The sequence below is a fragment of the Aliivibrio friggae genome (assembly GCF_057368515.1).
On the sequence record NZ_CM170648.1, the window covers coordinates 1,356,530 to 1,370,064 of the forward strand.

12 protein-coding genes are annotated in these 13,535 nt (G+C 39.6%); 5 read left to right on the forward strand and 7 right to left on the reverse strand.

Features of this window, described 5'->3' with window-relative positions; genetic code table 11:
• Positions 1 to 49 precede the first annotated feature (49 nt).
• Genes AC2INI_RS06310 through AC2INI_RS06335 form a run of 6 tightly spaced genes read right to left on the reverse strand, consistent with a single transcriptional unit; the run spans position 50 to position 4,597 of the window.
• Positions 50 to 829: a heme ABC transporter ATP-binding protein gene (locus AC2INI_RS06310; protein WP_486305617.1), complete on the reverse strand. Its 780-nt coding sequence runs from the start codon at positions 827 to 829 to the stop codon at positions 50 to 52.
• Positions 829 to 1,866 carry a FecCD family ABC transporter permease gene (locus AC2INI_RS06315; protein WP_486305618.1) on the reverse strand — a complete coding sequence of 346 codons (1,038 nt, stop codon included), beginning with the start codon at positions 1,864 to 1,866 and terminating at the stop codon, positions 829 to 831. Before AC2INI_RS06315 ends, AC2INI_RS06310 begins: the two co-directional genes overlap by 1 nt.
• Before the next feature lie 12 nt (positions 1,867 to 1,878).
• Entirely contained in the window at positions 1,879 to 2,727 is an 849-nt protein-coding gene (locus AC2INI_RS06320; RefSeq protein WP_486305619.1) for a heme/hemin ABC transporter substrate-binding protein, read from the reverse strand.
• Positions 2,724 to 3,143 carry an ExbD/TolR family protein gene (locus AC2INI_RS06325; RefSeq protein ID WP_486305620.1) on the reverse strand — a complete coding sequence of 140 codons (420 nt, stop codon included), beginning with the start codon at positions 3,141 to 3,143 and terminating at the stop codon, positions 2,724 to 2,726. Before AC2INI_RS06325 ends, AC2INI_RS06320 begins: the two co-directional genes overlap by 4 nt.
• On the reverse strand, positions 3,140 to 3,823 hold the full coding sequence (locus AC2INI_RS06330) for a MotA/TolQ/ExbB proton channel family protein (protein ID WP_486305621.1): 684 nt from the start codon (positions 3,821 to 3,823) through the stop codon (positions 3,140 to 3,142). Before AC2INI_RS06330 ends, AC2INI_RS06325 begins: the two co-directional genes overlap by 4 nt.
• Before the next feature lie 21 nt (positions 3,824 to 3,844).
• Positions 3,845 to 4,597 (reverse strand): energy transducer TonB, encoded by a 753-nt coding sequence (locus tag AC2INI_RS06335; RefSeq protein WP_486305622.1) that lies wholly within the window; start codon positions 4,595 to 4,597, stop codon positions 3,845 to 3,847.
• Positions 4,598 to 4,753: 156 nt separating this feature from the next.
• On the opposite strand from AC2INI_RS06335, the gene hutW reads away from it, so the two are divergent.
• Genes hutW through hutZ form a run of 3 tightly spaced genes read left to right on the forward strand, consistent with a single transcriptional unit; the run spans position 4,754 to position 7,194 of the window.
• Positions 4,754 to 6,112, forward strand: coding sequence for a heme anaerobic degradation radical SAM methyltransferase ChuW/HutW (gene hutW / locus AC2INI_RS06340; protein WP_122034926.1), 1,359 nt, complete (start codon positions 4,754 to 4,756; stop codon positions 6,110 to 6,112).
• 34 nt (positions 6,113 to 6,146) lie between these two features.
• Positions 6,147 to 6,638, forward strand: coding sequence for a heme utilization cystosolic carrier protein HutX (gene hutX / locus AC2INI_RS06345; protein ID WP_486305623.1), 492 nt, complete (start codon positions 6,147 to 6,149; stop codon positions 6,636 to 6,638).
• A gap of 28 nt (positions 6,639 to 6,666) precedes the next feature.
• Complete coding sequence (hutZ, locus tag AC2INI_RS06350) at positions 6,667 to 7,194, forward strand: heme utilization protein HutZ (RefSeq protein WP_122034921.1); 528 nt, start codon at positions 6,667 to 6,669, stop codon at positions 7,192 to 7,194.
• A gap of 179 nt (positions 7,195 to 7,373) precedes the next feature.
• Here the strand turns inward: hutZ and AC2INI_RS06355 are convergent, their stop codons facing one another.
• Complete coding sequence (locus AC2INI_RS06355) at positions 7,374 to 9,572, reverse strand: TonB-dependent hemoglobin/transferrin/lactoferrin family receptor (RefSeq protein ID WP_486305624.1); 2,199 nt, start codon at positions 9,570 to 9,572, stop codon at positions 7,374 to 7,376.
• Positions 9,573 to 9,890: 318 nt separating this feature from the next.
• On the opposite strand from AC2INI_RS06355, the gene pheS reads away from it, so the two are divergent.
• Together pheS and pheT are read left to right on the forward strand one after the other, a co-directional pair.
• Positions 9,891 to 10,874 (forward strand): phenylalanine--tRNA ligase subunit alpha, encoded by a 984-nt coding sequence (pheS, locus tag AC2INI_RS06360; protein WP_045102137.1) that lies wholly within the window; start codon positions 9,891 to 9,893, stop codon positions 10,872 to 10,874.
• Positions 10,875 to 10,891: 17 nt separating this feature from the next.
• Positions 10,892 to 13,279, forward strand: coding sequence for a phenylalanine--tRNA ligase subunit beta (pheT, locus tag AC2INI_RS06365; protein ID WP_486305625.1), 2,388 nt, complete (start codon positions 10,892 to 10,894; stop codon positions 13,277 to 13,279).
• Positions 13,280 to 13,535: the final 256 nt, after the last annotated feature.

The window sequence follows — 13,535 nt, forward strand, 5'->3', positions numbered from 1 at the left end:
GAGCACTAGCTCTCCTTTTTTTATACCTGTAATTTGAAGAATAGATAATCTAAGCTGCATACACCACAGGAAAATCATACATCGGGTGTGCTTGTATTAACGTTTTATGTCCGTAAACATCCTCAATCATTTCTGCAGTTATCGCTTCCCAAGGCTTCCCATCCGCTTGCAGTTTTCCATCTTTCAATACGATCACTCTGTCTGAATATTGAGCCGTTAAATTCAAATCATGTAATACCACCACAACTGCAGCTCCTTCCGCAGCTAATTCTCGAGCCAAACGTAATGTATTATGTTGATGAGAAAGATCCAATGCCGAAGTTGGCTCATCGAGCATGACAATTTTTTGTTGATACTGGCTTACTTGCGTTAATACACGAGCTAAATGTACACGCTGCTTTTCACCACCAGAGAGAGAAGGGTAGAGTCTTTCCGCTAAATGCTCGATCCCTGTTTTTTGCATCATTGATCGTGTAAGCGGTGCTAATGTTTTATTGGGAAGATCCAAAGGTAAACCACCAAGCTCTACCACTTCACTCACACTAAATGCAAAAGATAGACTACTTTGTTGAGGGAGAATACCTAATTGCTGTGCTAATAATGATTTATTCCACCTTTCTTTTTTCTTATTGAAATAACGGATCTCATTGTTAGATTCAATTTCATCACACAATATCTTAAGTAGGGTACTCTTTCCGGCTCCATTAGGGCCAAGTAGTGTTGTAACCTCCCCACAATGAAGATCTAAATTGATATCATCTAAAATGATTTTATTATTTAATTGATAAGAGATGTTTTTTGCTGAAATAGCGACAGAGTGATCGTGCATTAGATCTTTCCTCTTTGAGTAAAAAGTAGATATAAAAAGAAAGGTGCACCAATAATTGCAGTCACAATACCAACAGGAAGTTCGGCAGGACTAACTGCAACGCGGGCAAACATGTCTGCACAAGTCAGTAATAGACCACCTAGAAGCGCTGAGAGAGGCAGTAATGTTTTATGGTTAGGACCTGCGATCATGCGTCCAAGGTGAGGGATAATCAGACCAATAAAACCAATCATGCCAGATAAACTGACAGTTATTCCCACGCCAACCGCACTTAAAATGATCATACGTTTTTTCAATGATTGAACATTTACCCCTAAGTGTTTAGCTTCTGCTTCACCAAGTAATAATGCATTTAATCCCGATGCGTTTCGCATAAAGAGAGAGAGCAGAATGATAAGGCCAGCGGCAGCCAAAAATAAATCAGGCCATTTTGCTCCTGCTAGGGAACCCATTGACCACAAAGAAAGGTCACGCAACATTTGATCATCAGCGATGAAATTTAAATAGCCAATCCCAGCTCCAGATAAGGCACTAATGGCAACACCTGCTAACAGCATAACCGTAATAGAGGTACCGAACTTACTGGTTCCTAACCGATAGACAATCAAAGTTGTAATCGCACCACCAAGAAAGGCAAAGATGGGTACGGCTGCAAAATTCATAAAGACAGGGTATTGTTCAGCCAAAGAAGAAAAAAGAACAATAGCCATTGCAGCACCAAGCGCAGCACCAGCAGACACGCCTATAATACCTGGCTCTGCTAATGGATTACGAAAGAGCCCCTGCATCACCACCCCTGAAATCGCTAAAATAGCCCCAACAAGCATACATAATAGGGTTCTAGGCAATCTAACTTGATGAATGATCAAATCAATATGAGCAGGCGTCTCAATACTAGACCAAGGCACTAAGCTGTTAAAGCTGTCACTTAAGCTAATATTCATTGGCCCTGTGGCAATAGAGCTAAGAGCAATAAAGACAAGAAAAAAAGCACTAAGGCTTAATAACTTTGAATAAGGAATGTATTTCAACAACATAATGCATTCATCCTATGGGTAAAGCAGAGTATTAAGACGAGCGGCTTCATCAAGCGTAGCTAAACCAAGCCCACCAACGAGTGCGGAACCACTAACTCCGATGATTTGTTTGTTGATACCAGCAGGAGTTGATGTCAAGGTAGGAATGGATTTAATAATGTTATCAATACCCTCTAACTTAATTAAACTGCGATTGCTAACCAAAATCACATCAGGCTGCATTGAGATCATTGCTTCTATAGAAAGGGGCTTAAAAGATGAAATTAACGGTTGAGCAGGATTAATTGCACCAGCAAGGCGGATCATTTCATCCATTGTGGTATCACTTCCTGCTACGTAAGGCGCTCGTCCTTCATGTAACAATAAATAAAGTACTTTTTTCTGCTTAGTTTTAACTGGAATATTACTTTTCAATTGAGCGACTTTTTTATTTACTTTATCTTTAATTTGTTGTGAATTTTCTTGATGATGGGTGAGTAACGCTATTTCATCAATACGCTCTAGTAGACCAGTAATCGTAGGCTTTGTGTTTACCACATTTACTTTTATATCGGATTGAGTCAGTAAATCTAATGTCGTTTGTGGTCCCATCTCATCAGAGCCAATAATTTGAGTTGGTTGTAAAGCTAATAAACCCTCAGTAGAGAGTTGGCGATGATAACCAATTTTTGGTAACGGCTCTGTTTGTGGCATTTTACTCGTGACATCTACAGCTATGAGAGAATCTTGAGCATTTAACGCGTAAATTAATTCAGTTACAGCACTACCAGCACTAATGATTCGCTCTTGAGCCAGAGCAATAGAAGAGCTAGAGATAAGCGTAAAAGCAAGTAGGGCTGAGGTGAATTTTGAGTTAATCATGATTTATTTTCATCCATTAAAATTTGAGTCGCTTTAATATTGTTGTCTTGTAAAAAGGCTAATAACTTAACCATGTGTTGAATTTCAGCCGTTTTATCAGAGGCGATAACCACTTGAAACTCTGGGTTGTTTTTTACTTTTTGTAGTAATGCGCGAGTAAAAGAGTGCCAAGTTGAATAAGAATGGCCATCTAACCCCCAATAAGGTGGTTGCTCTAATATATTGATGGTAAAAGACTTACTATCGATGTCGCTTACGGATTCAGTGTCTGCCGTTGGTAAACTCACTTCTAAAGATTGAAGTTTCACCGTTGCGGTTAGTAATAAAAAGACCATTACGATAAAAATAATGTCGAGTAAAGGCGTGAAGTCAGGCTGAATGGATTCTTCAGTATGGGGTGAAGGAGACTTAATCATGCATTTACCTTGATGATTTTATGTTGGATGTTTTCACTTACTGAATTATTTGATGTGAACACACCTTCAATCCATAAATTTGTGTAATTTAATGAATGCTCTAAACGTGACAATATACGATCAGCCCATAGTCCCAGAAGTTGTGAGCTTGCGATCGCAGGTAAAGCTATGATCAAACCAATTGCAGTCGTTCGCATCGCAAGTCCCAGCCCATCAGCCAGAATATTCGGTGTAATAGAGCCTGTTGTTGCTGCGACATCTTTAAACATATCAATCAGACCAAGAACGGTACCTAGTAACCCTAATAATGGGCTTATCATGCCAATAAGTGCTAAAAGGCGGAGTCCAGAGCGTAATTGATGGCGTTTTTCTTGAAGCCATAATCCTGCCACATCCTCTCGTAACCCTTTTTCAAAATCACGATGAGCAAGTAGCATGGCATTGCCTTTTGCTGAAAGGGCACGACGTTTTTTTAACTCTTTAATAAATGATTGAATTCCTTGTGCATCGTCTTTTTCTAATTCACTTAATGTTGACTGTATTTTTTTATTAGAGCAGCCAGAAAAAAGTAAAAGTTGAATGGTTCGCTCTAGCAATAAGGCTAGAGTGAGTAAGGAACAAGCTATTAGAGGGAAAGCCATAATGCCAAGTTGTGAATATAAGTGTGAAAAGTTAAGCATAGTTAAATCCGGTATAACTGATTAATTAAGTGAAAATCGGACAGGGATCTGCACACGGTGTGCAATCGCTTTGCCATCGATAAGTTGAGGTGAAAATTGCCAATCACGAATTGCACTAAGGGCTGCTTCATCAAGGACTTGTGCTCCTGATGAGGTGATTAATTCTTGTTTGATTTGTTTGCCATTTTCATTTAACCAGATCTCATATAACGCAGTACCTTCAATGCCTTTACGCTGCGCTATGCGAGGGTAACGTGGTGCATTAGGACGTTTTAAGAAACTCGGTTTTTGGACTAATTGTGGTTTTTCTGTTGCTCCTGATTTAGAAGCGACGGGTTTTGCTGTTGACTTTTTTTCTACAGGCTTGTCTTTTTTCTTAACCGTATTCGTTGTCGGTTTGGTTTCTACTTTTTCTTTAAGAATCTTTTTTTTGGGTTCAACTGGTTCTGAAACGGTTGGTTTTTTTACCATTTTATTTTTTGGTTTAGGCTTTTGCTTAGACTTTACAGCTTTCTTTTTTACCACTTGTTTTTGAACTTTCTTTTCAACTGTGGCTTGTTGCTTTGGTTGTTCTTTAGGTTTTGTTACCTCATTTTTTTCCGTTTGTATTGATTGAGGCGTAGGAACACTTGGTGCGACAAACTGAATGTTTACTTGTGATGAAATACTACCTGTTGGCATAGCAAAGGCTTTTTTTTCAGGAACAGACCAGATAAGAGCGGTATGAATAGCTAATGAAATACCAGCTGCCGCGAGGTAACGAAAGTTCAGCACGAATGTCTCCATGTAATTCAGTACTTTTTAAGATGACAACATTATAAACAAAACAAGAATGAGATCAATTATCAATTGCATTCTCATTTGAAAATACTTTATGATATAAAAAGAAGCAAAACTCTTTGAAGTAACGAGTTAAAAAGAATTGAAATTATGAAAACAGAAATTGACTTAAATCAGCTGCCTATTTCACTTGTTGGTGAAAGCACACCAGAACCATTGCTTTATGCTTTTCAAAGAAAAGCGTCTGCTCATGCAGGGGGAGGCGCAATGCCTATCTCGTCGGATGTATTTAATGAGCGCTTTATTTCCGTATCTACTGAAACAACAGACATCAATAAACATCGTTGTTTATATGTCCATATTCCTTTTTGTCGTGTGCGATGTACTTATTGTAATTTCTTTCAGCACGCTTCAAGCAAACAGCTAGTTCAAGATTATTTTGATGCTTTATTAGTTGAGCTGAAATGGAAAGCGCAATTACCTTGGACACAGGCTGCTCCATTTCACGCGGTATACATTGGTGGTGGAACGCCAACGGATCTTACTGCTGATCAAATTGAACAGCTAGGTAAAGCCATTCGTTCTCAGTTTCCCTTAACACCAGATTGTGAAATTACCTTAGAAGGGCGAATTAACCGTTTCGATGAAGAGATGTTTGATAAGTCGTTAGAAGGTGGCTTTAATCGTTTTTCATTTGGTGTACAAAGCTTTAATACAAAAGTAAGACGCTCAGCCAAAAGGCTGGATGATAAAGAGTATGTATTACGCCGTATACAAGAGTTGAGTGACTCAGAGCAAGCACCAATTGTGGTTGATTTACTTTATGGTCTTCCTTATCAAACATCAGAGATTTGGCAGCAAGATCTTAACGATTTTTTAGAGACAAATGCACATGGTGTAGATCTTTATCAGCTGATTGAAATGGGAGGAACACCCATGAAAGGCATGATTGATAAAGGTAAATTACCTCAACCAGCTTCAACCGAAGAAAAAGCGTATATGTATAAATATGGTGTGGAATTCATGAATAAACATCATCTTAATCGTTTGAGTGTTAACCACTGGGCTCGAAGTAATCGTGAAAGAAGTATCTACAACAGTTTGGCTAAAACCACAGCAGAGGTATTGCCTGTGGGTTGTGGTGCTGGCGGTAACCTTGGTGGAGTAGGCATTATGCAACATCGAACATTAACGTCATATATAGAATCGATTAAAGCTAATCAAATGCCAATAGCAATGATGACGCAATCGACAGACTCTGCAGGCTTATTTTCTATGATAAAAGCAGGCTTTGATCGTGGTGTATTATCTCGTCGTCAATTATTACAACACACCTCTCACGATATATTTCATTACCTTATGCCGCTATTTAAACATTGGCAAAAGAATGGATTAGTAACAGTAGATGATCATTATTTAAGTTTGACATTAGCTGGGGAGTTTTGGGTAGTAACATTAGCTCAGGGGGTAATTTCTGCGTTATCTCAAGTAAATGAAAAAGCAGCATAATCATAAAAATCATCATCAAAATAGAGAATTAATCGTGAATAAAGACGTTATTAAGTTACTAGAAAATGACCCAGGGTTATTACCAAAAGACATTGCAAAAGAATTGAATTTATCAGAAGCAGAGGTCGTGAAATCATTACCAAGAGACATGGTAACTTTAGTTGCTGGAAATAAAGCACAGGATATTCTAGAGGGACTGGTTGGCTTTGGTGATGTAACAACGATAGTGCATTCTTTTGGATCTATCTTTGAAGTAAAAGCACCATTCCCAAAAGGTAAGCTTGCTCATGGCTACTATAATTTAATGGGGCGAAATGGTGAGTTACACGGTCACTTAAAATTAGATCTAATTACAGATATCGCTTTGGTAAGCAAACCATTTAGAGGATCTGAAAGTCATTATTTTGGTTTTTTTGATCAAGATGGACACTCTGTATTTAAGATTTACTTAGGACGAGATAAAAAACGTCAATTAATTCCAGAACAAGTCAGTGCTTTCAATGCATTAAAACAAGAATATAAATAGTAAATACCAAATTCAAAAGGAAATAGAAATGAACTCAAACGTTAAGCAAGAAAGATTACAAAATCGTCTTGGTCCAGAAATTCAAGAGTTTCGTGATTCACGTAAAACCCTTCAATTAGCAACCGTGGATTGTGAGGGGAAGCCAAACGTAAGCTATGCGCCCTTTGTTTTATTAGACGATGGTTACTATATATTGATTTCAGAAATAGCACGTCACGCAAGGAATCTTCTGCAAAACCCTGATGCATCACTAATGCTCGTAGAAGATGAAGATTCATCAAAGCAACTATTTGCGCGTAAAAGACTGACGTTCGATGCAACCGCTATTCTAATTGATAGAGAAGAAGAAAATTGGCAGTTAGCCGTTGATGAAATGAAGCAACGCTTTGGCGATATTATCGATGGCTTGAGTTCATTAGAAGATTTTAAAATGTTTCGATTAAAACCAATTCAAGGTTTATTTGTAAAAGGATTTGGTCAAGCATTTCAAGTAAGTGGTGATGATCTTGTTGATTTTGTTCATTTAGAACAAGGGCATAAGAAGAGAACAGCGTAATTTAGCTCTCACATAATTAATCGATTTAAAGCTCAAGCACTTGGGCTTTTTTTATGTCTATCGATTGTGAATGTAGGCTCATTTTTTAAATGGTAAATGGTATATATTTTTGTGATGAACCAAAAAAGCGGCAATGATGCCGCTTTGAACTAGCTAATTAACGTTGAGTGCTATTCATTTTAAAATTTATAGTCTAACTCAATACCCCAATTACGACCTGCTTGAGCTTGACGGTCAATCCCATCTTCACCGGCTTCAGTACCAATCATGTCGTTGTATAGCCAGTACTGCTTATCAAACGCATTAAATAAACCACCACGAAGTGTTAAATCCTTCATTGGCTTATAGTAAGCGGTAAGGTCAACCAAGGTGTAACCAGCAACATCGATATTTTCATAACCTTCATTTGACCACTTATCTTTACCTGCAACCATGTTTATGTTTAGTAGAGCACCGTAAGTATAGCCAACAGAGTCATAACCTAAACCTAGATTTGAAGTTAGTGGGGCAACACTGTCTATTGATGCGCCAGTTTTTTTATCTCGCCCTTCAGCATAAGCAATACTTAGCTTCGAGTAGGTTCCTTGAGGTGCATCAAACGCTTCATCTAATAAATAAGTAGAACTAAATTCAACACCATAAATTTCCACAGAATCGATATTTTCTTTTGTGTAATGTTCTTTTCCATCGTTCGGGCCACCAACGACTTTACCTAAGTATTGTTGATTGATGAAATCAGAATAATCATTGTAGAAAGCGATTAATTCAAGTTGTGCAGCATTAGATTGCGCTCGAATACCTGTTTCATAAGAGATACTGCTTTCTGCTTTAAGGTCTGGGTTTGCATCAATGACAGCGCCACTGTCATAGAAGTAGTACATGTCTTGTAGGGTAGGGGCTTTAAAGCCTTGGCTGACTTGAGCAAGTACACTGAAATTATTGTTTATATGATAAACCGACCCTAATTTAGCCGTAAAAGCGTCATTTTTGCTGTCAGGATATTCTGTTTTAAAACCGTCATTGGTTTCTGGTTTTGCTTCAAATGAGTCATAACGTAAACCAGCAGTTAGCACTAACTGCTCATCAAGTAGGAAAGCTTGGTCCTGTGCAAAAATACCGTATTGAGTCATTGTTGCATCAGGCATATCAGTGTGCCCTGGTCCAACGGTTCCTTTATCGTATTTGTAATCGGTATTTTCAGTTGCGAACTTGTTTTGTCTAAAGCTCAGGCCATAAGTGATTTGATGGAAACCTTCTCCAAACTCGGCGATTTTATCAAACTGTGCGTCAAATTGGATTGAATCATCGTTAGCAATACGTTCACGCATCCGGCGACCACTGCCGTAAGGTCCAGTTGAAGTATCATAGTTTTCAGATAATGATTCAGTTTGTTGTACATTTAATTTTGATTCTAGCGTATCGAATAGCGCATTATTAGCTGTCCATTCATGCTCTAAACCAACGCGTAATCGAGTTGTTGTGTCCTTATTGTAGTTATCGTAATAAGTAATGATAGGTACCCCTCTACTCATCATAGAATAACCATTTTGGGAAAGCTCATCTTCATCATATTGAGAGGTGTAATATTCCACAGTCGTGCCGATGCGATGCGAATCATTTAATTGGTAAAAGGCTTTTGCTAATAAGTTGCCAATTTGTGCATCTGCTGGGTTTGCAGCTCCACGATCTGGGCCTTCAATATCTGCACCGTTAGAATGGGTTTGTGATTCACTGCTTTTTTTATATGTCAGCATTACTAGAGTTTCTAGCTCAGCAGCACGCATTGCCCATGTCCCTGTAGTTTTCGTGCTTGAATCTACGCTGTTATAACCTGTTTTTACTTCAAAAGCGTTTTCGTCTCCTTCGGTTCTTAAAATGTCTTCAGGATTTTTAGTCTCCATTAGAACGGTACCGCCAAGAGAGTCTGAACCATACAGAGTAGAAGATGGGCCTTTGTTTACTTCAATTGCTTTTAACGTATCAATTTCAATAGTGCTTGGGTATTTACGCTGTTCATTTGAACCGGGGTTGTACGGGGTAGGTTGCTGAACACCATCTACAAGTACTTTAATTCGGCTATCACTCATACCACGAATGGTAAATCCAGATAAGCCAAAGCGACCACCGCCATTAGCTGTTACACCAGGTGTATATTTTAAAGCATCTTGAACACTGGTTGCCATTGTCTTATCAATGTCTTCGGCAGTTACTTTTGATATTGAGCTCGATACGTCTTTAATACTTTGCTCTGTTCGGGTTGCAGAAACAACAACCTCATCAAACATTGTCGCATTCCCATTCGAAGAGGTTTCTGCATGAAGGATAGGGGAGATAGCAACTAAAATAGACGCAGCTAAAAGCGTTTTTTTATTAGACATGTTAATTCCTTGAAAGTGTGTAGTCTCATAATTCGGAAAAGATAATACATACTGCGAATGATAATTACTATCATTTTCATTTGATCTTTTGGTTTTTTGTTCTATGACGTGAAAAATTGAATAAAATAAAAACGATAGCCATATAAAAAGAAGGGAATTGATAGGCGTTCTATGGCCATTTGGCTAAGAAAAGTACTTTTTTCTATTAGATCAGCTATTTTATCCAATTCAGTTTGGATTTAGCGCTGTGATTTATTACTATGTGCTGATATGTATTTTACTCGCAACGGATACCACCTATAAGTGGATGAGGAAACGATGCAACATCTAGACGAGATCATTGCCAATGCAACGGCAGAAATTGAACAAGCAGGCTCTTTAGTCGCTCTGGACGAAGTCCGTGTTCAATACTTAGGTAAAAAAGGGCATTTGACACTTCAGCTTCAAGGACTAGGTAAACTAGACCCTTCAGAGCGTCGTGAAGCAGGTCAATTGATCAATAAAGCAAAGCAAGCGGTTCAAACGTTATTAGTTGAACGTAAAGACTCTCTTCAAACTGCAGAGCTTGAAGCGAAACTTGCTGCTGAAACTATCGATGTAAGCCTTCCAGGCCGTCGTATCGAGAACGGTGGTTTACACCCAGTTACTCGTACCGTTGAGCGTATTGAGCAATTCTTTGGTGAATTAGGTTTCAGCACTGAATCTGGCCCTGAAATTGAAGATGCATTCCATAACTTCGATGCGCTAAATATTGCAGACGATCACCCAGCACGTACTGACCACGATACGTTCTTCTTTAACCCTGATCTAATGCTACGTACGCATACATCAGGTGTTCAGATCCGTACAATGGAAAATGGCAAACCACCATTCCGTTTCATTGCTCCTGGTCGTGTTTACCGTAACGATTACGATCAAACTCACACACCAATGTTCCACCAAGTGGAAGGTATGTTAGTTGATGAGAACGTTAACTTTGCACAACTTAAAGGTATTCTTCACGATTTCCTTTGTAATTTCTTTGAAGAAGAAGTTGAAGTGCGTTTCCGTCCTTCATTCTTCCCATTCACAGAACCTTCTGCTGAAGTTGATGTGAAGCGTAAAGATGGCAAATGGTTAGAAGTATTAGGTTGTGGCATGGTTCACCCTAACGTACTTCGCTCTGTTGGCATCGACCCTGAAAAATACTCAGGCTTTGCGTTTGGTATGGGTGTTGAGCGTCTAACTATGCTTCGTTACGGCGTAAATGACCTTCGTGCGTTCTTCGAGAACGACCTTCGTTTCCTTAAACAATTCAAGTAATTCGGGGCTAGAAATTTATGAAATTCAGTGAATCTTGGCTACGCGAGTGGGTTAAACCTGCTATTAACAGCGAAGAGCTAGCTCACCAAATCACAATGGCTGGTTTGGAAGTTGATGAAGTTGCACCTGTTGCTGGTGAGTTCACCGGTGTTAAAGTAGGTAAAGTGGTTGAGTGTGGTCAACACCCAGACGCAGACAAACTTCGTGTAACTAAAATTGATATCGGCGAAGAAGAGCTTTTAGACATCGTTTGTGGTGCATCTAACTGTCGTCTAGGCCTAACGGTTGCTGTTGCGACGGTTGGTGCTGTACTTCCTGGTGACTTCAAAATTAAGAAAGCAAAACTACGTGGTGTTCCATCACACGGTATGCTTTGTTCTTTCTCTGAGCTAGGTATTGATGTTGAATCTGACGGTATTTTAGAATTACCTGAAGGCTCTACATTAGGTATGGACGTTCGTGAGCTACTTGAGCTTAATGACGTTGCTATCGATGTTGACTTAACAGCAAACCGTGCTGACTGTTTCAGCATTCGTGGTTTAGCTCGTGAAGTGGGTGTACTTAACCGTGCAGACGTAGTTGAACCAACTATTGAAGCAGTAGCAACAAGTATTGAAGATACAGTTTCTATTGACGTTAAAGCAACTGAAGCGTGTCCACGTTACCTTGGTCGTGTAATCAAGAACGTAAATGCAAAAGCTGAAACACCAATCTGGATGCAAGAGAAACTGCGTCGTTGTGGTATCCGTTCAATCGATGCGATTGTTGATATTACAAACTACGTAATGCTTGAGCAAGGCCAACCAATGCACGCGTTTGATCTGTCTAAGATCGATGGCGGCATTGTGGTTCGTATGGCTGAACAAGATGAGAAACTAACTCTTCTTGATGGCAACGAAGCGAAGCTAAACAACAATACATTAGTTATTGCAGACCAAAACAAAGCACTAGCAATCGCTGGTATCTTTGGTGGTAAAGAGTCTGGTGTAACGACTGAAACAACTGACATCATGCTTGAGTGTGCATTCTTCGCACCTGATCACATCCGTGGTCGTGCTCGTGCATACGGTCTACACACTGATTCTTCTCTACGTTTTGAGCGTGGCGTTGACTCTACATTACAAGCAACAGCGATGGAGCGTGCAACACAGCTTCTTGTTGAACTTTGTGGTGGCGAAGTAGCTCCTATCTCTGCTGCAGAATCTGATGCCGATCTTCCAACAGCAAACACAGTTGAATTACGTCGCAGCAAGTTAGATGGCCTATTAGGTCATCACATCCCATCAACAGATGTGGTTGAGATCTTAACGCGTCTAGGTTGTTCTGTTGAAACGACAGATACTGGCTGGACTGCAACATCTCCATCATGGCGTTTTGATATTGCAATCGAGCAAGACCTAATTGAAGAAGTGGGTCGTATCTACGGTTACAATAACATTCCAAACCAAGCCCCAGTTGCTGCACTAAACATGAACGATCACAAAGAAGCAAACCAGCCGCTTAAGCGTGTTCGTGATCTTCTTGTTGACCGTGGTTACCACGAAGCAATCACATACAGCTTCGTAGAGCCTGAGCAACAAAAACTGATCGTGCCTGAAATTGAGCCGTTAATTCTGCCATTCCCAATTTCAGCTGACATGTCAGCAATGCGTTTAAGCCTATGGACTGGTTTGATCAATACCGTTGTTCATAACCAAAAACGTCAGCAACCACGTGTTCGTTTATTCGAATCTGGTCTGCGTTTTATTCCTGAAGAATCAGCAGAAAACGGCATGCGTCAAGAAATGATGCTTGCTGGTATCATCGCTGGTACTCGTGGTGAAGAACACTGGGATATCGCAACTAACACGGTTGATTTCTTCGACCTTAAAGGCGATTTAGAAGCGGTTCTTGAATTAACTGCTAACGAATTAGCGTACGAGTTTAAAGCGGCTAAACACCCAGCACTTCATCCAGGCCAAACAGCAGCTATCGTTGTTGGCGGAAAAGAAGTTGGTTTCATCGGTACAGTACACCCAGAGCTAGAGCGTAAGTTTGGCTTGAACGGTCGTACAATCATGTTTGAAATCGAGTGGGATGCAATCAATACTCGCGTTATCCCTGAAGCGGCAGCAGTATCTAAGTTCCCTGCAAACCGTCGTGATATCGCAATCGTTGCAGACGAAGCAATTGCTTCTGGTGACATCGTTGCTGAATGTTTAGCATCAGGTGGCGAGCTATTAACTAGCGCTAAACTGTTCGATGTGTACCGTGGTCAAGGCGTTGAAGACGGTAAGAAGAGTCTTGCAATCGCACTGACACTTCAATCAGTTGAACGTACGCTAGAAGAGGCTGATATCACTTCAGCTGTTGACGCTATCGTTGCAGCAATTGGTGAGAAGTTCTCAGCAACATTGCGTGACTAATTAGCAGCGAACACTGAATAAATAAAGTAAACCCAGCATTGAGCGATCAATGCTGGGTTTTTTATTATTAGTCAAAACTAAAGTTCATAATTCAAGCTCAGTATATAATTCTGAAACAAAAGACAATTTTTGTGTTTAGTTATTGTCGCTCTAAAATTTGCCTAAAACTAACTTGTTCACAATCAAATAGATGCCTTATTTTCAATTCTATTAATAAATATCTGCGTGGTATCACAAATTTACATACAGACAAATG

Excerpts from the sequence above, each read along its gene's own strand:
- AC2INI_RS06310 (WP_486305617.1), bottom strand. The coding sequence starts at position 829 with ATGCACGATCACTCTGTCGCTATTTCAGCAAAAAACATCTCTTATCAA.
- AC2INI_RS06315 (WP_486305618.1), bottom strand. The coding sequence starts at position 1,866 with ATGTTGTTGAAATACATTCCTTATTCAAAGTTATTAAGCCTTAGTGCT.
- AC2INI_RS06320 (WP_486305619.1), bottom strand. The coding sequence starts at position 2,727 with ATGATTAACTCAAAATTCACCTCAGCCCTACTTGCTTTTACGCTTATC.
- AC2INI_RS06325 (WP_486305620.1), bottom strand. The coding sequence starts at position 3,143 with ATGATTAAGTCTCCTTCACCCCATACTGAAGAATCCATTCAGCCTGAC.
- AC2INI_RS06330 (WP_486305621.1), bottom strand. The coding sequence starts at position 3,823 with ATGCTTAACTTTTCACACTTATATTCACAACTTGGCATTATGGCTTTC.
- hutW (WP_122034926.1), top strand. The coding sequence starts at position 4,754 with ATGAAAACAGAAATTGACTTAAATCAGCTGCCTATTTCACTTGTTGGT.
- hutZ (WP_122034921.1), top strand. The coding sequence starts at position 6,667 with ATGAACTCAAACGTTAAGCAAGAAAGATTACAAAATCGTCTTGGTCCA.
- AC2INI_RS06355 (WP_486305624.1), bottom strand. The coding sequence starts at position 9,572 with ATGTCTAATAAAAAAACGCTTTTAGCTGCGTCTATTTTAGTTGCTATC.
- pheS (WP_045102137.1), top strand. The coding sequence starts at position 9,891 with ATGCAACATCTAGACGAGATCATTGCCAATGCAACGGCAGAAATTGAA.
- pheT (WP_486305625.1), top strand. The coding sequence starts at position 10,892 with ATGAAATTCAGTGAATCTTGGCTACGCGAGTGGGTTAAACCTGCTATT.